The sequence below is a fragment of the Chryseobacterium defluvii genome (genome assembly GCF_014204415.1).
GTDB classification, from domain to species: Bacteria; Bacteroidota; Bacteroidia; order Flavobacteriales; family Weeksellaceae; genus Chryseobacterium; species Chryseobacterium defluvii_A.
Genome location: NZ_JACHLE010000001.1, coordinates 521,105 through 542,301, shown reverse-complemented (window position 1 = coordinate 542,301; position 21,197 = coordinate 521,105). Strand labels below are relative to the sequence as shown.

Annotated in this window: 17 protein-coding genes; 7 read left to right on the top strand and 10 right to left on the bottom strand. The window is 38.9% G+C overall.

Translation table 11 applies throughout. The features are described from left to right. The first annotated feature begins 3 nt into the window (after positions 1-3). Positions 4-1,194: a hypothetical protein gene (locus HNP38_RS02370; protein ID WP_184183859.1), complete on the top strand. Its 1,191-nt coding sequence runs from the start codon at positions 4-6 to the stop codon at positions 1,192-1,194. 138 nt (positions 1,195-1,332) lie between these two features. On the opposite strand, the gene HNP38_RS02365 is transcribed toward HNP38_RS02370, so the two are convergent. The 4 genes from HNP38_RS02365 to HNP38_RS02350 form a co-directional block, all read right to left on the bottom strand. Further along, complete coding sequence (locus tag HNP38_RS02365) at positions 1,333-3,846, bottom strand: Hsp70 family protein (protein WP_184183857.1); 2,514 nt, start codon at positions 3,844-3,846, stop codon at positions 1,333-1,335. Positions 3,847-3,849: 3 nt separating this feature from the next. After that, positions 3,850-4,140, bottom strand: a complete 291-nt coding sequence (locus tag HNP38_RS02360) for a hypothetical protein (RefSeq protein ID WP_184183854.1) — start codon at positions 4,138-4,140, stop codon at positions 3,850-3,852. Positions 4,141-4,230: 90 nt separating this feature from the next. Continuing rightward, positions 4,231-5,247 carry a WD40/YVTN/BNR-like repeat-containing protein gene (locus HNP38_RS02355; protein WP_184183851.1) on the bottom strand — a complete coding sequence of 339 codons (1,017 nt, stop codon included), beginning with the start codon at positions 5,245-5,247 and terminating at the stop codon, positions 4,231-4,233. Between the two features lie 57 nt (positions 5,248-5,304). Further along, positions 5,305-6,834 (bottom strand): APC family permease, encoded by a 1,530-nt coding sequence (locus HNP38_RS02350; RefSeq protein WP_184183849.1) that lies wholly within the window; start codon positions 6,832-6,834, stop codon positions 5,305-5,307. Positions 6,835-6,998: 164 nt separating this feature from the next. Between HNP38_RS02350 and pnuC the strand changes: the two genes are divergently transcribed. The 5 genes from pnuC to HNP38_RS02325 all read left to right on the top strand — a co-directional run bounded on the left by pnuC (position 6,999) and on the right by HNP38_RS02325 (position 12,995). Beyond that, positions 6,999-7,670: a nicotinamide riboside transporter PnuC gene (gene pnuC, locus HNP38_RS02345; RefSeq protein ID WP_184183846.1), complete on the top strand. Its 672-nt coding sequence runs from the start codon at positions 6,999-7,001 to the stop codon at positions 7,668-7,670. Positions 7,671-7,675: 5 nt separating this feature from the next. Continuing rightward, on the top strand, positions 7,676-8,314 hold the full coding sequence (locus tag HNP38_RS02340; protein WP_184183843.1) for a hypothetical protein: 639 nt from the start codon (positions 7,676-7,678) through the stop codon (positions 8,312-8,314). A 92-nt stretch (positions 8,315-8,406) separates the two neighbouring features. Then, positions 8,407-9,174 carry a diaminopimelate epimerase gene (gene dapF / locus HNP38_RS02335; protein WP_184183839.1) on the top strand — a complete coding sequence of 256 codons (768 nt, stop codon included), beginning with the start codon at positions 8,407-8,409 and terminating at the stop codon, positions 9,172-9,174. Between the two features lie 30 nt (positions 9,175-9,204). Next, positions 9,205-10,230: an endolytic transglycosylase MltG gene (gene mltG / locus HNP38_RS02330; RefSeq protein WP_184183836.1), complete on the top strand. Its 1,026-nt coding sequence runs from the start codon at positions 9,205-9,207 to the stop codon at positions 10,228-10,230. Between the two features lie 170 nt (positions 10,231-10,400). Beyond that, positions 10,401-12,995, top strand: a complete 2,595-nt coding sequence (locus tag HNP38_RS02325; protein WP_184183833.1) for a TonB-dependent receptor — start codon at positions 10,401-10,403, stop codon at positions 12,993-12,995. A gap of 35 nt (positions 12,996-13,030) precedes the next feature. On the opposite strand, the gene HNP38_RS02320 is transcribed toward HNP38_RS02325, so the two are convergent. The 5 genes from HNP38_RS02320 to HNP38_RS02300 are packed head-to-tail and all read right to left on the bottom strand — an operon-like array spanning position 13,031 to position 16,868. Then, a complete protein-coding gene (locus tag HNP38_RS02320) occupies positions 13,031-13,480 on the bottom strand; it encodes an adenylyltransferase/cytidyltransferase family protein (protein WP_184183830.1) in 450 nt (149 codons plus the stop codon). Further along, a complete protein-coding gene (locus HNP38_RS02315) occupies positions 13,477-14,256 on the bottom strand; it encodes a methyltransferase domain-containing protein (protein WP_184183826.1) in 780 nt (259 codons plus the stop codon). Before HNP38_RS02315 ends, HNP38_RS02320 begins: the two co-directional genes overlap by 4 nt. Before the next feature lie 22 nt (positions 14,257-14,278). After that, on the bottom strand, positions 14,279-15,301 hold the full coding sequence (gene galE, locus HNP38_RS02310; RefSeq protein WP_184183823.1) for a UDP-glucose 4-epimerase GalE: 1,023 nt from the start codon (positions 15,299-15,301) through the stop codon (positions 14,279-14,281). An 18-nt stretch (positions 15,302-15,319) separates the two neighbouring features. Beyond that, positions 15,320-15,739, bottom strand: coding sequence for a hypothetical protein (locus tag HNP38_RS02305; RefSeq protein ID WP_184183821.1), 420 nt, complete (start codon positions 15,737-15,739; stop codon positions 15,320-15,322). Positions 15,740-15,743: 4 nt separating this feature from the next. Then, the gene (locus HNP38_RS02300; RefSeq protein WP_184183818.1) at positions 15,744-16,868 is read right to left on the bottom strand and encodes a DegT/DnrJ/EryC1/StrS family aminotransferase; all 1,125 of its coding nucleotides are present in this window, start codon (positions 16,866-16,868) and stop codon (positions 15,744-15,746) included. 86 nt (positions 16,869-16,954) lie between these two features. Here HNP38_RS02300 and HNP38_RS02295 point away from each other — a divergent pair, with 86 nt between their 5' ends. Next, positions 16,955-18,556: a S8 family serine peptidase gene (locus tag HNP38_RS02295; RefSeq protein ID WP_184183815.1), complete on the top strand. Its 1,602-nt coding sequence runs from the start codon at positions 16,955-16,957 to the stop codon at positions 18,554-18,556. Positions 18,557-18,602: 46 nt separating this feature from the next. Here the strand turns inward: HNP38_RS02295 and HNP38_RS02290 are convergent, their stop codons facing one another. Beyond that, positions 18,603-21,137: a phosphoenolpyruvate carboxylase gene (locus tag HNP38_RS02290; protein ID WP_184183812.1), complete on the bottom strand. Its 2,535-nt coding sequence runs from the start codon at positions 21,135-21,137 to the stop codon at positions 18,603-18,605. Between the last annotated feature and the right edge of the window lie 60 nt (positions 21,138-21,197).

Sequence of the window (21,197 nt, the reverse complement as noted above, 5' to 3'; positions counted from 1 at the left end):
AGGGTGGTCAATCTTCAATTACTAGACGTTATCAAGGAAACTATTCCCGGTTTTGATCCCGGGAACCCTTCTGATATCATTAAGGCCGAAAAAGTTCTAAAAGCCCATCAGAAAAGTGATGATGCCCTGCTGTTGAATGACATAGAGAATTTTATAGGCTTTTTCAGGGAAAACGGAAATAAATACGGTCGGTTATTCAGTGATGAAAATCTGATCAGGATCTTAAAAAAGGAATATTTCAAAATAGATTCTTCCCGGAACAGGATATTTTCTGAGCCGCCTGCCATACAGGAGGATTTTGGAAACGATTTTTCAGAAAGCATTAAAGATTATATCCAGGCCAATATTAAAAATCATAACTGGGAAAACCTCAGGATTTTTTATAAAAACTACTTTCCGGTCATTAATTTTGAAAATAAAGACCTGCTGCTCGATATTCTGACGAATAAGAACAATCTGGTAAGAGCCACGCTTCCTTATAAAGAGCAGTATGACTATTTCCTGAACCAGTACAGGCATGCCATAGACCCTCATTTTTACGCCTTGCAGTCGGATATAGACTCCCATTATTTTAATGAGGAAATCCTTGACATTAATAATGACTTGTCCCAATATCAGTATACGGACACATATTATATGGTTCATTTAGGAAAAATCTTCATAGCCCTGGCCAGGTTTGATGCCTATACGGAGAATCTTCGGGAAACTCTTGCCAAAAACTCAAGGATCGGAGCAAGCTGGGCAGGAAAGGAATCACAGTTTGCTACAAAGCCCAGAACCAGCGTCCCTAAAAAATATATTGAAAAAGACCACGGGAATACTGCGGAATGGATCCTGATCTCTATTTTTTATACGATCGTTTTTGTATGTCTTTATTTTCTTTATCAAAGGGGTGTCGGCATATTCTGTCTCGTTATAGGGGCTGAGTTGGTCGTATTTCTGGCGGCCAACCGAAGCCTGAACAAACAATTTGAAGAGCAATCTGAGAGCAAAAAGGATATTTCTTTCCGGCGAAAGGCAAAAAAATTCGGGTTCAAACTGGTCATGCTTCAGTTTTATATTGCCATCATAGGGGCCTGTCTCGCCATTCTTGGTGGAGTGATCGCTTTGGGTATTGCTTCCGGAGGTGTGGGATTTGGAGGAATTATCATTCTTGTGTGGATTATAAGAGCTTTTGTAAAGAATAAAAAATAAAGCATTCCGTAGAGTGCTTTATTTTTTAAACATATCAAATTGAAATAGGTTTACAGAATATTAAATTTTGCCGGCCTTTGATTTTAAAACCTTATAGGCTTAAGTAAGACAGAATCGCTATTTGATATTCTGTATTTTTTATTTAAGCCCTAAATTTCCATCCTTATCTTCAAACGGATCTTTGGGCTTCACTTTTAAGAGCTCATAAAGGCTGTGAATAACATATTTCACCTCTTTGAAGTTTCCGCTTTCAATAGCTTTATCTCCCGCATCAATAAGCTTTTTCGCTTTCTTCTGATCGGTATATTCATCACTGTCCCGATATTTGTAGTAATAATACAGGGAGGCATACGATTCATCTTTCTTGTAATAGATATCCGCATACAGTTTATCCAGTTCTTTGGATTTTCTTTTAATGATCGATTTTTCATTAGACTCTAAAAATATCCTTTCATCTTTAATGATTTTCTGAAACTGCTCTTTCTGCTTATGGGAAGCATCTTCCAAAACACTTTCCACATCTGTTCTGGAAGTTTTATATTCTTCAATTTCAACGACCACATCCCTGAAACGTACCAGTTTATCATATTCCTGCAAGGCTCTTCTTTTTCTTTCATCGAGTTGGAAGATCCTTTCCGTGGCATCATCTTCCTGCACTTCTATCAAGTCAAATTTTATTTTAAAAAGCTCGTCTTTGATATTTTTAAATTGAATCAGAACGGAAATATCTTCTGAAGCCGCATTGTCAATATTATCTACAAAGCTTAATTCATATTCTATATCATCGATCACTTTATCGATATCTTCCTGGAATTTCTTTTTATTGATGTATTTGGTATGGGGATTAAAGACCTCATTTTTTTCATAATCAATAGAGCTTATATAAACGGAAACGGACAGGTCTCTTGATTCGCTCATATTAAATTTCAGCTCGATATCCATCCCTTTCAACAAGTTGATCGGCATATCTTTGCTGTTGATCTCAATATATCCGATGCTCATATTACTTGCCGGAAGGGTACCCGATTTTCCTTCTAAAATATTAATGATAAGCTTGTCCTCATTATCTTTATTAAAGTTTTTGGAAGTGGTTTTATAAATGGTCCTGCTCAGAGGCAGGATATCGTTTTTCTTAAAGATCCTTTCCAGAAAGGTACTTCCGAAATTGTCATCCACCTCCAGGCATATATCATTGGGAAGCGGCTGTCCCGAGATGTTATAGATCCCATGATTAATGGATATCGTATTCTGCTCAAAAACCTGATTCTGATGACTGTCAAAAACCGTTAACGTAAAATTATTAGCCTGCTTGGGTAAAACTTTGATAAACTCTGAAAATTTATTTTTAAAGCCCATCAGGCCGGTATCAAAACCTCCGTCTTTCCTTGTGATCCTGAAATAGCCTTCAAAATAGCCTTCTACCATTCCCACCAGCAATTCTTCCTCATCCTGTGTATTGACCTCATAAATAAGCTTCACATCTACCGTATTCTGATCCTGGTTTTTTGGTGTCTGCGAACCTGAATTATCAATAGAGCCTGCAATTTGTGGATCCTCTTCTTTGGTTCCGGCAAAATAGGCAGCTCCCACCATTACGGCCGTTGTCGGGTCAATGGAATTGTCCACCAGAATCCCGAAAACTTCTCTCAGATGTTCCCGGATATAAGGAATATAGGTAGTTCCGCCAACCAGAATGATCCTTTCGATATCATGGGACGATTTTTGATTTTCTTCCAGCAATTTTTTGATCAGGGTTACTGTTTCATCCACTTTTCCGGCAATAACATCATTAAAATCTGCTCTTGAGATTTCAAAATCGATATAATACTCGCCATCATTGAGTTCCAGTTCTGTAATAACAATTTCTTTTACGGAAAGCTCTTTTTTTACTTCCTCTGCTTTGTACAAAAGCTCATAGTAGAGTTTTGAATAATAATTATCCTCTTTAGACATCAGCTTTTTGAACAGTGAGGTCTCATTAAGGGTTTCTTCTATTTTAGGAACGAATAAATGCTCGATCACCAAATGATCCAGGTCTACCCCACCTAAAAAGTTATTCCCTTCGTGATCGATGATCTTCAGCTCTCTTTCATTGATCTTTACGAGAGCCACATCGAAAGTTCCGCCTCCAAAGTCGTAAACCAGCCAGTTTTTTTCCTCTGCATGCTCTATATTCTGAAAATTGGCGTAAGCTAAACATGCTGCAATAGGTTCCTGCAAAAGCACAACCTGCTGAAAGCCCGCCATCATTCCCGCTTTTTTCGTAGCATTGGACTGTACGGTATCAAATGATGCCGGAATGGTAATTACAATGGATTGAGGCTTTTCATCCGGAATAAAGCTCTGAAGCTCTTTTAAAACCATTGATGAAAGCTCAACAGGGGATTTCTGCTCACCCGTATCAACAACCTGATACTGGTGTTCTGTTCCCATCTTTCTTTTAAATGAGGAGAAAACATCCATACTTGCTGATTTCAGGAGCTCTCTTGCTTTGTCCCCGATAAAGATCCTTCCCTTTTTGTAGGCAACAATGGAGGGCAATGTTTCACTAAAGCCAACAGGGTTTTTATAGACAACCACTTTTCCGCCCACAAACCTGCAAATGCCGGAGTTGGTCGTTCCCAGGTCTATTCCAAAATTTATATTTCCCATATCTTATTCTGCAATTACAATTCCTTTCTGCAATAATATCATTTCTCCACCGTCTTTCTGAAAAATAGCGGGTTTTAAGACCTTGGTGATCACCGGCCTGGAAGAATTCCCGACCAGATTCACTTCCAATGAGGTATCGCGGGAGTCATAGATTTTCCCGATCGGGTTATTAATGGTGTATCCCAGATCTTCCAGCTCATGATGGATCCTTTCAAAGTTTCTTTCAAAAATGGACAGGTTCTGGTCTTTTGATTTTTTTTCTATTTCAAAAATCTGATTGATGATATTGAGCATGAATTATTTGTTTAAGGCAATTTAATTATTTCTTTATTAATAAAAGTCTGTTTAAATTTTATTTTTTGATAAGTTCAAACACTTTCAAAATTAATTTATTTTCATTTTTATAATCCTGTCTTTTCCCGCGAAGATCACCGTATTCTGGTCTATCCATTCGCAGACATACAGATTTTTTTCATCCGAGATCTTCTTCCATGTTTTTCCGTAATCTGCAGAATAGCTGATATGCTGGTCACCTACGGCTATGATCTCTTTTCCCTTTGATCCCGGTTTGATCTTTACACAGGTCATATACCCGGCATTCTGTCCCGAAGCCTGGGTCTGCCAGCTCTCTCCTCCATTTTTTGTGGTGGCAATATTGTTAATGTTTTCATTCTGTTTGGTGTAATCTCCACCAACGGCAATTCCGAAGCGGGTTTCGGGATCAATATCCATGGAATATATTCCTGTAGATGAGCTTCCGTTTACAAACGGTACTTCTTTCCCGAATAATTTATTCCCCATATGATAAGAATAGAACTGTCTTGATCTTTTACCTCCCGTTACAAACCAGAATTCATTACCATGAAGGTAAATATTGGAATTACTTGCGGCAAAAGCGGCTTCTCCTTCCCCTATTTCATATTCTTTTTTACATGGAAGGGTTTCCCAGTCATTACCATTATTTTTCGTAATCAGGATATTCATGCATTTCCCATAAGGATCACCTAATGCAACCCCATTGTTTCCATCAAAAGAAAGCGCATCATAAAAGGCCGTTTTAGTGGTATCTGTGTAAATGACCTGAGATTTCAAGCTCTTTTTATCGATCTTAAAAAAATAAGCCGGGCTTTCAATATTGATCGCATAGAAAGATTTCTTATCCTGGGCCAGGGTCCTGAACTGGAGTTTCTTGTCCGACAATGTGATTTGCTTATTCTTTTTAGGATTCTTTATATCAACAAAACCAAATTTGGAGTCCGTACCGCTATACCAGACTTTGTGGTCCCAGACCTGAACGGCTCTTATGCTTACTTTGTCCGTAAACAGGGTTTCCATACTTACCTGCTGGGAAAATATCCATATTCCTGAAAACAGAAATAAGGAGGCTAAAATCTTTTTCATATCAGCAAAAATAAAAAATCCACAGAATTCTGTGGATTTTTTTGAACTTATATTTTTTTATAAATCTAAATCAGGTTTTTCCAATGGTTCCTGTTCAGCTTTGAAAGTTTCTCCGTATCCTCCATTCTGAAGTTTAGAGTTCTTTTTACTGTACAGGAAGTATATAACAAATCCGATTGCCAGCCAAGCAAGAGAATACATCTGAGCCTCTTTACTTAAATTGATGATCAGATAAATATTGATCGCGATACCCAGACAGGCTATTACCGGTAGCGCAGGAACTTTGAAGTTTCTCTGCAGGTGCGGTTCTTTATTTCTTAATACCCAAACGGCAACACAAACCATTGTAAATGCAAATAATGTCCCGAAGCTTGTCATGTGAGCCAGATCATTGATCGGTGTAAGGGAAGCCACAATAGAAATTACAATTCCCAGAATGATCAGGTTTTTTGTAGGCACACCGGTAGTCGGGTTTACTTTGGCAAATGTTGAAGGGATAAGCCCGTCTTTAGACATTCCTAAGAAAATCCTTGACTGTCCCATGATCATTACCATCAATACCGAGATCAGACCAACTGTAGCAGCAATGGTAATAATATACCCTGCCCAGGCCTGCCCTGCAATATCAAAGGCATAAGCTACAGGAGCTTTGATCGCATCAGGATATTTACCAAGCGGATTAAAGTCTGAATAATGCATCATCCCTGTCAGTACAAGGGAAACTAATATATATAAAAGTGTACAGATTACCAATGAAGCAATGATCGCAAAAGGAACATCTTTTTTAGGATTAATGGCTTCTCCTGCCTGCGTAGAAACAGCATCAAAACCTACATAAGCAAAGAAGATGGCCGATGCTCCCGCTATAACCCCGCCTACACCATATGCTGAATGGGAGACCCCGTTTTCAGTGATAGTAGTTGCTTCAGGGATAAAAGGTGACCAATTATCTGCATTGATAAAGAAAGCTCCGGCAATAATTACGAAAATAATGGCTGAAACTTTAAGAACTACAATGAAATTATTAGCTTTTGCAGCCCCTTTTGTTCCTCTTATCAGAATGGAAATTACAAATAATACGATCAGAAATGCAGGTAAATTCATTGAGAAACCTTCGTTTCCTGCAGCCCAGTAGGTCTGCGGGTCGGTCGTGAGCCATGTGGGCAGATGAAGCCCGAACATTTTAAGAAGCTTTCCGAAATAGCCCGACCAGGACACGGCGACCGTCATAGATCCCATCGCGTACTCCAGGATCAGTCCCCAGCCTATGATCCATGCAAAAATTTCCCCTACTGTTCCATACGCATAGGCATATGCTGAACCTTCTACCGGAAGAATGGATGCAAATTCAGCATAACAAAGGGCGGCAAATACACACGCAATTCCCGCAATTACAAATGACAGGGCCAATGCAGGGCCTGCATTATAATAAGCACCGGTCCCCGTAAGTACAAAAATACCACCTCCGATAATCGCCCCGATTCCAATAGCTGTAAGGCTCCACTTTCCTAAAACGCGTTTCAACTGGCTTTTTTTGATGTCAGCTTCATAGGCGCTCATTGGTTTCTTAACCCAAATTTTAGACATATTTATTATTTTATAAAGATTTACGAAAATATAAAAATTTTAGAGATCTTAACATTTATTAATAAAATTTCATCATTTAATTTAAAAATAAAAACTTAAAAAACTGATTTACACCTTATTTAAATCATTTTCAGGGATGTAATTTTTTGTTTATTTTTGAGAACATGAATCTATACGATCTTTTCGTAAAACCGTATGAAAGCTATACTGCTTTACAAATCCTGCTGGAAGCCACAGGAACGTTCTTCGGGATACTGAGCGTTTATTTCTCTATCAAAAAAAATATCTGGGTCTACCCTACCGGAATTATTTCTACGCTGATCTATGTCTATATTCTTTTCAATTTCGGATTGCTGGGAGATTGCATGATCAATGTATATTATACTGCAATGAGTATTTACGGATGGATACTATGGGCAAAGAATTCAGAGGATCATATTCATGTGGAGGTGTCCTGGGCTACCAGGAAAGAATGGATATTTGCAGGCCTGCTTTTTATCATAAGCTTAATTTTGGTTACTATCATCTATTATTATAAACCCTATATTGATAATCAATTTTCCATGGCGGGTACCAGCCTTGGATTATACCATCTGGATTGGGCCAACTGGCTGGATGTTGTCACCACTTCTATATTTTTAGTAGGAATGTGGCTGATGGCCAAACAGCGCATTGAGAACTGGATTTTCTGGATCATCGGCGATTTTATTTGCATGCCTATGATGATTTTTAAGGGGCTTGGCATCACTTCGGTGCAATATTTGGTATTTACCATAATGGCTATCCTCGGATACCTTCATTGGAAAAAAAGTGTTAAAGAAAAAAAAGTACAATAAAAGTCATGAAAAATTTATTTAAAATAGCGTTCAGTGTTTTTGCCATAGCTGGTTTAACATCTTGTATTGCCTACACAGACGGCTACGCAAGCGGGCCATCTTATGGGGACCCTTATTACAATAACGGATATTATTATGCGCCTTCCGGATATTACGGAAACGGAGGATATTGGGGAAATGACGGGTATTATTACAGGAATGATGTCAATTATTATTATGATAATGGCGCTCCTTATTACTATTATGGTAACGGGAATGACAGAAGAAAGGTGTATGTAGAAAGAAAGGAAGTTGTTTCACAAAGACCGGCTAACGGCTTCCGAAATACTCCTACTAATAACGGCAATTACAATAACAGTAATTATAATAACAGAAATAGCAACAGAAACAATAGCGGCGGTTTCAGAAATACAAATTCAAACTCAAATTCGAACAGAAACCAAAACAATCAGGGAAGCGGTTACAGAAATTCTCAGCAGCAGAGCAATCAAAGGCAGGAAAACAGCGGAGGATTCAGAAACAGCAATTCCTCCGGTAATTCGGGAAGCGGGTACAGAAATAACAGCTCACAAAGTAACCAGAACAACCAGAGTAGTCAGAGCAATTCCGGTTCTTCTAGATCGGGAAGCGGATTCAGAAGATAATGATTCTAAATAAGGAAACGGACAGCAGACGCTGTTCGTTTTTCGTTTTAATTATAGTAGTTTTGTAAGTTCATTTTAGACGAAAGAAATTTATGGAGTTTTATAAATATCAGGGCACCGGAAACGATTTTGTAATGATCGATAACCGTGATCTTCAATTTCCTAAAGATAAAAACAGTATTGAAAAACTATGTGACAGGCGTTTCGGGATCGGTGCAGACGGACTTATCTTATTGGAAAATGATGATAAGTATGATTTCAAAATGGTGTATTATAATTCTGACGGCGGCGAAAGTACGATGTGCGGAAACGGGGGAAGATGTCTTGTAGCCTTTGCTTTTTTCCTTGATATTTTTGAGGATAAATGCAGGTTTGTTGCTATTGACGGGGAACATGAAGCAGAGATCCATAACGGGGTTATCAAATTAAAGATGATCGATGTGGATACTGTTTCCCATGATGGGAATGATGCGGTTCTCAATACCGGCTCTCCACATTATGTAAAATATGTTGAAGATCTGGTTCATTATAATGTTTTTTCCAAAGGAAACGAGATCCGTAATTCTGAAAATTATAAGGAAAAAGGCATTAATGTCAATTTTGTTGAAAAAATTACTGACGACGAAATCTTCGTAAGAACCTATGAACGAGGCGTTGAGGATGAAACATACAGCTGTGGAACCGGAGTTACGGCTTCGGCTTTAACTTTTCTTCAAAAAAACAATCTAATCTCTGTAAAAGTTAAAACGCTGGGCGGAGATCTTAAGGTATATGCCGAAAAAAATGGGGGTTCTTTCCGTAATATTTGGCTTGAAGGTCCTGCAAAACAGGTTTTCAGAGGTAAAACAGACCTTATTTAAATAAAAACTTTTAATCTATATTTTTATATAATGAAAAAAGCTGTTCTCATTATCGTCCTGCTTATTTTTTTAGCTGCGGGATTTTTTGGTTTGAGATTTTATAATACCTATTATGGAAATAACGTGGAAAAAGAAGGATACATTCTGATCCCTCATAAAGCAAGTTTCAAACAGATCATGGACTCTATAAGCCCCTACATAAAAAATAAAGAATCCTTCGAAGCAGTAGCAAAGGACAAAGCTCTTGGTCAATATTTCAATGCCGGACGCTATCGTATCCAAAGAGGGACAGGAAACAGCGACCTCGTGAATATGATCAAAGCAGGAAACCAGACTGAAAATACTTTCAGGATCGGGGATTTCGGGGATGTTTACCAGATGATAGGAAGGGTAACCAAAAAAACAGAACTGGATTCTTTACGTTTCGTTACTGATTTCAATACTATTGCCGCTGAAAAAGGGTATAAAAATGTAGAAGAGCTTAAGAAATATTTCTTCATCGATACTTATAATTTTTTCTGGACCGTAACCCCAAAAGAGTTTTTTAAAAAATTCGATGACCAGTATCAGGATTTCTGGAACAGTGAAAGAAAAGCTAAAGAACAGCAGTCGGGCCTAAGCAGGGATCAGATCTATGCTCTTGCCTCTATTGTTTATAAAGAATCCGGGGGAAAAGAGGATGAAATGAAGACCATCGCAGGATTATACCTGAATCGCTACAGGAAAGGAATGAAACTGCAGTCTGACCCTACGGTTATTTACGCGATCAATAAGCAGACTAATTTTAAGGAACCTATCAAAAGGGTTTTATATAAACATCTTACCACTCCTTCTCCTTATAATACCTATGCCAATGCGGGAATCCCCCCAGGGCCTATCTGTATTGTGGATAAAAACTCGGTAGATGCCGTTTTGAATGCTGAAAAAAACAACTATATATTTATGTGCGCTGATCCGGCAAGATTCGGATATCATAAGTTTACAGCAAGTGCTGAACAGCATGCGGTAAATGCCAAGGCATACCAGGACTGGCTCAATTCGAAGAATATAAAATAAAAACCTTATTTAACTTTATTTTAACAATATAATATTTAACATACAGCATCAAAGCACGACTATTTTATTACAAATAATAAGTAAACCGTAATATTTTCAAGTTTTTTCTTTTTATTAATCTCACAATATTAAGTATTAAGCTTTTACGATTTTACATAAAAGAATACCTTATGAACCAGACGGAAATTATCAACATTTTCACAAAAAAAACTTTAGGACTTACGTTTGTTCTTTCTGCGGCAGCTCTTGCTTTTGCACAGGAAAAAGTAAGTATTTCCGGAACCATTGTCAATAAAAATAATCAACCCGTTCCTTATGCCTCCGTAACTTTCAGCAACAAATCCAGCAAACTGCTGAGTGATGCTGCTCTAACGGATGAGAGAGGACAATATAAACTGAACCTTGCACCGGGAAATTATGATATCACGGTAGAAGCCATCGATTATAAAAGAAGTATAGTCAATAAGCAAATTGCCGCAGCCGGCAATATCGGGGCTTTGTCTATAGAACCTGAAGCCAGTGCTACCAATATAAAAACCCAGGACATACAGGGAGTTGTGATCACCGCTGCTTCTACCAAACCCTATAAGGTAGAACTGGATAAAAAAACATACGATCCTTCCCAGGATATTGTAAGCAAAGGAGGTAACCTTCAGGATGTTCTTGCTAACGTACCTTCTGTTTCCGTAGATACGGACGGAACGGTTTCCATGAGAGGAAGCACCAATGTTAAATTCCTGATCAATGGAAAGCCTTCTGCCTTACTGGGAATTGATGATGGTGCCAACGCACTGCAAAGCATCCCTGCCGATCAGATCGAAAGAATAGAAGTGATCACCAATCCTTCTTCCAAATTTGAGGCAAGCGGAACTTCGGGTATTTTAAATATCATCCTTAAAAAGAATAAGAAAGTAGGATTCAACGGTAATGTTACCGGAACTTTAGGGTATTTTCCCAGAACTGCCCTTAATGCCAACTTAAGCTGGAGAAAGAACAACTGGACGTGGTTCTTAAACGGTGGCGGTGGCTATTCTGAAAGCCAGAATAAAAACAATACTGAAACAACTTATCACAATATTGTTTTGCCTACTGTGGATCCTAATGCCAATCCTTTTATACAGCCAAGGGATATCCCAAGCCATCAACTGCAAAATTCGACAAACAAAACCTATAACAACAACTATAATGTAAGCGCGGGCTTTGTATATGATATCTCCGAGAAAACCTCTTTAAATTTATCCGGAGTCGTAAGAACCTTTGAAGGAAACAACAATGAGATTTTAGATACCTACAATACTTTCTACAGGTATGATCAGAATTTAAACCGATGGAACCAAATGGGGTCCTTCGTACAGAGAGATTCTGACGGAGAAAGCAATAATCTTGCATTTCAGGGAGATATTGGTTTAGACCACAAGTTTGATGATAAGGGACAAAATTTAGCCATATCATTAAGCGTACAGAGAAGCAAAAACAATAATGGCTCAGACATCCTGGAAACTGAAAATATGATTCCTGTTCTGCAGGATATTACCCAGAGAGAGTCTGTAAACAAAACCCTTATCGGGAAGGCTGATTATGAGCTTCCTATCGGAGAGAAATCCAAAATTGAGGCAGGATACCGATTAGATATCAACAACAACCAGTATGATAATTTTGTAGACAGTACATCAGACAATCCGTTCCTTCCGAATTATAACAATACTACGGATTACAGGGAAATGTTCAATGCTTTTTATCTGCAGTTCAGAAGTAAAATAGGAAGTTTCGGATATCAGTTGGGAGTAAGGGATGAGCTTTCAAATGTTAAGATCAATTATGATAACCTTGCCCCGGACTTCGCACCTATCAATAAAACAAAGAATTACAATAACCTCTTTCCGAGTATATTCTTAAGCTATGATGTATCTAAGGACAATCAGATCCTGGTGAACTATTCCCGCAGAATAGACCGGCCGAGATCTTTCTTTATGGTTCCTTTCCCAAGCTACAGCAACAGCCAGAATATTTTTGAAGGAAACATTGATCTTAACCCGTCTTATGTAGATTCTTATGAAGTGGGATATAATATCTCCAGAAAGAAGTTCACCATCAACCCTACCCTTTATTACAGACACGCAACCGATGACACCAAAATGCTGGTTTACAGGCCGGATGAAAGTGAAAACGTATTCTATACCAGGCCTATCAATTTGGGCAGTGATGACCGTTACGGATTGGATCTTAACTTTACTTATGATCCTTTAAGCTGGTTAAAGATCATGGGTAGTCTGGATCTTTTCGGATATAAAACTTCCGGGATTGCTTACTATACTACAAGAGATGCTGAAACCAGAGAATTGAAAACGGAATCCATGGATTTTACCGGGGATGGTTTTTCGTCAAGGGTTCGTTTAAATACTACATTTAAAATCGATAAAACATTCAGTGTACAGCTGCAAGGATTTTACAGAGGAGGTCAGAAAACAGCCAACCAGAATACGGAGGATATGTATGCATTAAATTTTGGTGCCTCCAAAACGATCTGGAAAGGGGACGGAACCATTTCTTTCAACATTCAGGATATTTTCAATACAAGAAGCAGGGAAATATTAACTTTCAGCAGTGACTATACACGCCGCAATTATATGCAGTGGCAGCCAAGACAGTTTTCTATTTCATTAACCTACAGATTCAAGCAGGGTGAAAAGGTAGAACAGCCTAAGAAGAAAAAGGATATTAATGCGAACGATACCAACGGTGACGACCAGCAAGGCCCGATGTAATAAACAAAAATCCCGAAAATAATTTCGGGATTTTTTTATTTTACTGCCAGTTGTTCAGATTTTGCCTTTTCAGCATCATAGATCCTTTGTCTCAGGTCGCTGGAAGAAAACCGGTGATCTCTTTTGTTGTAGTAGATCTCTATTCCTTTTTCTTCACAGTACTTTTTTCCCGTGAAATCTTTATCCATGTAATCATCCCCGATGATCCTTACATCAATGACAAAGGATTTCAGGATATCTTCCAGGTCCTGTTCCGTATAATAAGGGATGATCTCATCCACGGCATTCACTGCTTTAAGCTGGATATAACGCTCTACAATGGTCTGTGTAGGCTTATTTTTATTGGGGCGGTCATGAGAGGGATCGATCTGTAACCCGACGATCAGGTAATCGCAAACGGTCTTTGCCTCTTCCAGCATTTTGATATGCCCTGCATGAAGCAGATCGAAAGAGGAAAATGTAATACCTATTTTTTGTGTTTTCATATAGATTTTTTTAAAAATTTAGCCGATATAAATGTCCTTTTGAACGGATAAAATACCGGGGATGTGGGGAATATGTTTTGTAGTTCTTTTTTATAATCGTTCTTAAATTGTTCTTTCAGGTCATCGGGAAGCCTCTCAACATACGGGATCATTGCTGTTCCCGAAGCCCAGTTATAAACTGCTTCTGCATCGTCAAGAACATGGGGAAATACTTTCTCAAAAACGGCAATTTCCTTTCCACCGTTATTAAACAATATTTCAGCGTACTCTTCGATCGTCAAAACAGAATACTCTCTTTTCCAGGAATTGTAGGAAGCTCTGTAAGGTTCCGTTTCTGCCAATTTGTTGAGTAATCTGTGAACAATGAATTCGTGATTGGACGGGGTCTGTACTGCCAGTTGTCCGCCATTTTTTATCTTACTGATGATCCCTGGAAATAATTGCTGATGATTGCTACACCATTGTATCGCGGCATTAGAAATAATCAGATCGAAAGTATCGTTCTGGTTCAACTGGTCTTCAATGCTTCTTTTTACAAAAGACAGTCTGCTTGTCTCAAAATATTTAGCTTTCCCAAGCATTTCTTCCGAAGAATCAATTCCTATAATTTGAGAATTTTCCAGATAATCCAATAGTTTTGAAGTAAGTTCACCCGTTCCGCAGCCTAAGTCAATAACCGATAGATCCGGTTTTACTTCTACAAGGTCCATCAGATCAAAAAACGGTGCGGAGCGCTCCGCTTTAAACTGATCATATACTTCGGGATTCCAGGCCATATTAATAATGTAATTTAGGTATTTAGTGATTTTTGGTGTCTAAATATTTCTGCCATTCCCAAACCGTTCTCAGCGCTTCTTCCAAAGAAGTCTCAGATCTCCAGCCGAGTTCTTTTTCTGCTTTATCCGCGTTGGCATAGGCAACGGTAATATCTCCTTCCCTCCTTTCACAGATCTGGTAAGGAACCTCAACATGATTGGCTGCTTCAAATGCTTTTACCACATCCAAAACAGAGGAACCCTTTCCTGTTCCAAGGTTATAAATATCGATAACCGCCTCACCGGATGGGTCATTCATTAATTTTTTCAATGCAGCAACATGAGCTTTGGCAATATCCACTACATAAATATAATCTCTTATGGGGGTACCATCCTCAGTATCATAGTCATTGCCCCAGATATTCAGCTTTTCACGAATGCCTGCCGCTGTCTGCATGACATAAGGAACAAGATTACTGGGAACTCCTATCGGCAATTCTCCTAATTTGGCTGATGGATGAGCCCCGATCGGGTTAAAATACCGCAATAAGGATATTTTTCTTTTATGGGCATTGGCAAAATCCTTAAGGATCTCTTCTCCCATCTGCTTGGTTTTACCGTAGACACTTTCCGGCGTTTTTAACGGCGTGTTTTCATCGATCGGCATTTGATCTGCCTGCCCGTAAACCGTGCAGGAAGAACTGAAAATAAAATTAGAGATATTTCTCGTTTTAAATTCCTGCAGTATGTGAATTAAGGAAAACAGGTTGTTCTCATAATAATCCACAGGTTTTTCCTGGCTCTCTCCCACCGCTTTATAGGCTGCAAAATTGATGCATCCTTCAATCTGGTGGGCATCAAAAACCTGGGTAAGAAGCTCTCTCCTTTTCAGATCAAAAGGATAGAATACAGGCTTTTTACCTGTTATTTCCTCAATATTCTTTAAAATAAATTTTTCCGAATTAGACAGATCATCAATAATAACCACTTCATAGCCATTATTCAGAAGTTCCACAACCGTATGGGAACCGATATATCCTAAACCACCCGTAACGAGTATTGCCATTTTTTTAAATTATATTTTTTAGTCATTGTGTGTTCCTATTCTTTCTAAATCTTCATATTCCACTTTTGGAACTTTAAATTTATTAACAATAAAAAGTGAAGCTAATATAAAAAGAATTCCCGTAACCATTCCGTTTGTACCTTGATCGTAAGTTCTGTAAGCAATCAGATAAGTGATCAGTTCAAAGACTATAAAACAAAGTAACAATACAAGATGAATGTTGGTAAGTAAAATACCCTTTCTATTTTTTATAATAAGAAAATAAGACTGAAATAATGATAAACTAAAAATAAGAAATATTAAAGTTAAATCTAAAAAATTTATTTCATTACTTATCCTGACAACAATCGCCATTAAATATAGCATTGCCGAAAAAAAGGTCAACATTAAGCTAACAACATATACAATTTTTTTAGAAAATAACTTTTTATCTTTCATTAAATTATCCCATAAACTCCAGTACAGCCTCCGTAATATACTTCAACTGCTCTTCATCCAATTCCGTATGCATTGGTAAAGAGATCACCTGATCCAAAAGCTTATCCGTATTCACAAAATCTGCATCATTGCTATCCTGAAAATAGGCTTTCTGTTTTCTTAAAGCTACAGGATAATAGATCATGGCCGGGATATCTTTTTCCGCAAGGAATTTTTGAAGTTCATTACGTTTTCCATTCAATATCCTTAAGGTGTACTGATGAAATGCATGGCTGGAATTCTCAGCTCTTTTTGGAGTCAGAATATCCGGATGACCGGCAAAAGCCTCGTCATAATAATCTGCAGCCTTTTTTCTTGCCTCGTTATAAGTATCAAGATTTGGAAGTTTTTTTCTCAAAACCGCAGCCTGTATACTGTCTAATCTTGAATTCACTCCCACCTCATCGTGATAATATCTTTCATACATGCCGTGATTTACAATTCCCCTTAAACGGTGAGCCAGCTCATCATCATTGGTAAAGATTGCTCCACCATCTCCATAACACCCTAAGTTCTTAGAAGGGAAGAAAGAGGTGGTTCCCATAGTTCCCATAGTTCCCGACATTTTTACTGTTCCGTCGGAAAAAGTATATTCTGCACCTATAGCCTGTGCATTGTCTTCGATCACGTATAAATTATGTTCCCTGGCAATTTTCAAGATCTCTTCCATATTGGCGCACTGACCAAACAAATGTACAGGAATGATCGCTTTCGTCTTTGGTGTAATGGCTTTTTTGATCTCCTCCGTCGAAATCGTGAAAGTATCGTAATCCACATCTACCAGAACAGATTTCAGCTTAAGCAGATGGATAACCTCTACTGTGGCGGCAAACGTGAAATCTGCCGTGATCACTTCATCGCCTTCTTTCAGATCCAGGGCCATCAGAGCGATCTGCAGCGCATCTGTCCCATTGGCGCAAGGGATCACATGTTTTACTTCTAAATAAGATTCCAATTCATTCTGGAAAGACTTTACTTCCGGGCCATTGATAAAAGCCGCCGAATCCATTACATTTAAAACCGCATTATCTACTTCATTTTTTATCTTGTAATACTGACTTTGTAAGTCAACCATCTGAATTTTTTTCATAAATAAATATTTCTGTAAAAATAAGGAATTTAAAATCCTGTCAAAAATTTTATTGATTTTGTTTTATCTTTATCTAAAATAAGGTTATGAAAAAAATTTTACTACTTTGTCTTTTAACAGGTTATTCTGCGGCTTTCGCACAAACTGAGCTCGTATTCGTATATTTTACGGATAAGCCTAATAAAGCCGCATTCTATGCCAATCCGTTATCTGAGCTGTCCCAAAAGTCCCTTGACAGACGTACGGCATTAGGAATTGCCCTTAATGATCAGGATGCCCCTATTGAACAGTCTTATATTCAAAATCTTCAGAATCTGGGATTTACCGTAACCGATTATTCCAAATGGCTTAATGGAGCTGCCGTAAATGCTACACCAGCTCAAATCACCACTTTACAGTCCCAGCCTTATGTACAGTCTGTGGAAAGTTTTGCAAAAAATTCATCTTCTGTGACCTCTCCTCCGAAACAGAATAAATGGAAAGATACTGACCTCAATAAGATCTTAACGACATTTGATTATGGTTCCGGGTCTGCCCAGATCGATCAGATCAACCTCAGGCAGCTTCATCTGGCAGGATATACCGGAACGGGAATTTCCATTGCCGTTATTGATACAGGATTCCCTACCGTGAATACAGGTTCTGCTTTCTCAAGGTTATGGACCAATAACCTGATCAAAGGGGGTTATGATTTTGTTTCCAAAAGCACTGATATTTACAATACAACCCTCAATCCCCATGGCACGGTTGTGCTGGGTGCTATCGGAGGGTATATCCAGGATTCTTTTGTAGGATCTGCCCCGGATGCGGATTTTTATCTTTACCGGAGCGAAAATGCCGGTGCAGAAATTCCGGAAGAAGAGCTTTACTGGATAGAAGCGGCCGAAGAAGCAGACAGGAAAGGGGTACACATCATTACCACATCATTAGGATATACCACCTTTGATGATCCGAAATACAACTATACGTATGCCCAAATGAATGGTACAACCTCCTTTATTGCAAGGGCTGCAGAAATAGCTGCAAATAAAGGGATCTTGGTTCTTACTGCAGCCGGAAACTGGGGACAGCAGACCTGGCATTATATCGGAACACCGGCAGATAACGTTAAAGTCTTTACGATTGGTTCCGTAGATGCTGCCGGAAGCTCTTCCGGCTTTTCATCTTATGGCCCCAATTCTTTGGGAGCCTTAAAACCGGATGGAAGCACAAGGGGAACATCTGCTGCCACGGTGAACAATAATACTGCCACCACTGCAACAGGAACTTCCATAGCAACACCCATTGCAGCGGGAGGTGTAGCATGTTTAATCCAGGCTTTTCCATCGATGAACAGGGACCTGATGCGCACAAAACTGAGACAGACCGCCTCCCTGTATCCCGGCTCCACTGATCAGATGGGATATGGGATCCTTAATTTCGGAAGCTTGTATAACAGTGTTCTGAATACTTCAGAGCTGGTAAAAAAGAACAGGATCGCTATTTTTCCGAATCCTGTCAGAAGTATTTTAAATATGGCTACTGATAGTGAGGTCTTATTATTAGAGGTTTATGATCACCTGGGCAGATCAATAAGAAAAGTCAGTGGCCAGAAATCTGTAAAGGTCGAAGATTTCCCGAAAGGGACCTACTACCTGAAAATTCTGACGAAAGAGAAGACTTATTATGAAAAGTTTATTAAAGAATAACTAAAGGCTCTCAAATTGAGAGCCTTTTATATTTTAAGCTGAACCATTAAGCAGAATTCCGGCTCGCATTAATATTACCGAACAGAGAACGGGTCACCAGTTTTTCATAGGCTTCCTTATTTCCCTCTCCTTTCTGGATCTTCATCAGAGCATACTGTTGGATGCTTAGTAACGGCAATACGATCTTCTCGCGGATCTTTACGGATTTTCTGGATAAAGGATCTTCTTCCTGAAGCATTGTAAAGCCAGTCAATTCAAGCATAATTTCCTTAGAAAGGTTATATTCATCAAAAAGGATATTCCAGAATGCCCCGAATTTAGGATTGCTTTTAATATAATAAGTAAGCGGAAAATAGGATTTGTTCATGCTCATCATAGAGTTCAGAACCAAAGTTTTAAAGAAATCAGAACCTTTGTAAAGCTCTTTCACCTCATCAAACCTTCCTTTTTTCTTCATTTCATTCATCGCAAACCCGAATCCGAAGAATCCCGGCACATTTTGTTTTAATTGAGACCAGGAACCTACAAAAGGAATGGCTCTTAAATCTTCAAATTTCAGTTCACTGCCATTTCCTCTTTTGGACGGGCGGCTTCCGATATTGGTTTTACCGTAATAGTCCAGGGTACTCATTTCCTGAAGATAAGGAACAAACATCGGATGGGCTTTCAGCTCGGAATATTTTTTATAGCTGATGTCTGCAAGCCCGATGATGAGTTCTCTTTGCTTTTCTGTCAGGTCTTTTTTAGCATTCTTGAAAACGTCATTTTCAACACCTGCTGTAAGAAGCTGCTCAAAATTGTATTTGGCCTGTTCTTTATTTCCAAAAATACTGGTGATCGTCTGCCCTTGAATCGTGAGTTCGATCTTGTTATTGGCAATGGTTTTGCCCTGTGAAGCATAGAAATCGTGGGTTTTGCCTCCACCTCTGGCCGGCGGCCCTCCTCTGCCGTCAAAGAACACTACTTTTATTCCGTTCTGTTCAGAAAGTTTTGTCAGATCTTCCTTGGCCTTATAGATCTCCCAATTGGCTTTCAGATAACCGCCATCTTTGGTCCCATCGGAAAAGCCAAGCATGATCGTCTGCTGATTTCCTCTTCTTTCAAGGTGTTTTTTATAGACAGGATTTCCATACAGCTCGTTCATTACATTTTCTGCATTAGCCAGGCCTTCCATGGTTTCGAAAAGCGGGACGATATCTACTTGAATGTGTTCATCCTGGTATCCGCAAACCTTGAAAAAAGCATAGACATTCATCACATCCTTTACCGCATCAGAATTGGAGATGATATAGCGGTTCATACCCCTTGATCCGTTCAGATCCTGGATTTCCATGATCTGGCCCACCGTTTTCAAAGTATCTTGCACAATGTCTTCAAAATCATCGGCATTTACCTTATCCGAATTTTGAATTAACATGTTGAATTTCTCATTGCTGTCAGCATCTTCATTTGCATACAACTTTGCAAATACCTCATCGATCACTTTCTGGTGGATCCTGCTGTCCTGGCGGATATCCAGTGTTGCAAAATGGGTCCCGAAGATCTTTACCCTGTCTTTGAAATTCACGATCAGGTCTAAGAACAATGAATTATGCTGGCTAATGAGGATACATTCTGCCTCATCTGCTTTTTTAAGGATATCTTCGGCCGTAATTTTCCGGTTGTTAAAAATAGCTCCATACAGCTCATCACTCAGCTGGCTCAGAATTTCGGAAACTCCTCTGAAGCTTAATCTTCTCCTGATGAATTTAAGATGGCTGTAATATGATTTCAATATGGCCGAACGAAGTTCTTCTGACACTCGTTTGGTGACATCAGCCGTCACAAACGGATTACCATCCCGGTCACCGCCCGGCCAGAAACCAAGCTGGATCAGATCTTCGTGCAAATGGAAATGCCCGTTACCAAAGGTTTTCTTGATCTTGGTGAATAATTCTCCTATGGTATCATAATATACATATCTTAAATAAGAGATAATGCTGAGCGCCTCATCGATCGGGGTGGGTTTTTCTTTGTTGACAAACGGTGTTTTCCCCAATTGCTGCAACAGCATGTCTATATTGGTAACGGAGTCTGTAGCGATAGCACTTCTCAGGTCATGAATGATCCTTTGGACTGAACTCGGATAAAACTGTGTCGGGTGCGCTGTGAAAACCACTTTCACCGTAAAGTCTTTCAGTTTTTCACGTACTTTTTCAAGTTTATGATCCTGCAGGGAACGTTCATACAGATTGGTCACCGTTCCGTTATCACTCTCGGAGTGGAGTCCTGGAAATGCGGCATCTTCTATGCTGTCAAACAAAACGACCTGTCTCTCGATATACTGGATGATCTTAAACAACAGTTCCAGTTTCTGATCTTCCGTCTGCAGGCCTGTATGGTTCTTAAAGAATTCTTCTATAATGTTTTCGGGTGTTTTCCCTTCTTCATAGCCTGTTTTGCTTTCTTCATACAAAAATGGGAGCAGCATCCCTATATTGGTCATTTTATCATAGGGCAGACTCATGAATAATGAGTTGTAGATCTGGTATTTATTCTCTACGATCTGCCTGAATTTTTCTGCGCGCTGGTCGTGTATCATAGAACAAATGTAAGGGATTTTGGGATTATTATAGTGTCATTTATTTTAGAATTATATAAT

Excerpts from the sequence above, each read along its gene's own strand:
- HNP38_RS02365 (WP_184183857.1), bottom strand. The coding sequence starts at position 3,846 with ATGGGAAATATAAATTTTGGAATAGACCTGGGAACGACCAACTCCGGC.
- HNP38_RS02360 (WP_184183854.1), bottom strand. The coding sequence starts at position 4,140 with ATGCTCAATATCATCAATCAGATTTTTGAAATAGAAAAAAAATCAAAA.
- HNP38_RS02355 (WP_184183851.1), bottom strand. The coding sequence starts at position 5,247 with ATGAAAAAGATTTTAGCCTCCTTATTTCTGTTTTCAGGAATATGGATA.
- HNP38_RS02350 (WP_184183849.1), bottom strand. The coding sequence starts at position 6,834 with ATGTCTAAAATTTGGGTTAAGAAACCAATGAGCGCCTATGAAGCTGAC.
- pnuC (WP_184183846.1), top strand. The coding sequence starts at position 6,999 with ATGAATCTATACGATCTTTTCGTAAAACCGTATGAAAGCTATACTGCT.
- HNP38_RS02340 (WP_184183843.1), top strand. The coding sequence starts at position 7,676 with ATGAAAAATTTATTTAAAATAGCGTTCAGTGTTTTTGCCATAGCTGGT.
- dapF (WP_184183839.1), top strand. The coding sequence starts at position 8,407 with ATGGAGTTTTATAAATATCAGGGCACCGGAAACGATTTTGTAATGATC.
- mltG (WP_184183836.1), top strand. The coding sequence starts at position 9,205 with ATGAAAAAAGCTGTTCTCATTATCGTCCTGCTTATTTTTTTAGCTGCG.
- HNP38_RS02325 (WP_184183833.1), top strand. The coding sequence starts at position 10,401 with ATGAACCAGACGGAAATTATCAACATTTTCACAAAAAAAACTTTAGGA.
- HNP38_RS02320 (WP_184183830.1), bottom strand. The coding sequence starts at position 13,480 with ATGAAAACACAAAAAATAGGTATTACATTTTCCTCTTTCGATCTGCTT.
- HNP38_RS02315 (WP_184183826.1), bottom strand. The coding sequence starts at position 14,256 with ATGGCCTGGAATCCCGAAGTATATGATCAGTTTAAAGCGGAGCGCTCC.
- galE (WP_184183823.1), bottom strand. The coding sequence starts at position 15,301 with ATGGCAATACTCGTTACGGGTGGTTTAGGATATATCGGTTCCCATACG.
- HNP38_RS02305 (WP_184183821.1), bottom strand. The coding sequence starts at position 15,739 with ATGAAAGATAAAAAGTTATTTTCTAAAAAAATTGTATATGTTGTTAGC.
- HNP38_RS02300 (WP_184183818.1), bottom strand. The coding sequence starts at position 16,868 with ATGAAAAAAATTCAGATGGTTGACTTACAAAGTCAGTATTACAAGATA.
- HNP38_RS02295 (WP_184183815.1), top strand. The coding sequence starts at position 16,955 with ATGAAAAAAATTTTACTACTTTGTCTTTTAACAGGTTATTCTGCGGCT.
- HNP38_RS02290 (WP_184183812.1), bottom strand. The coding sequence starts at position 21,137 with ATGATACACGACCAGCGCGCAGAAAAATTCAGGCAGATCGTAGAGAAT.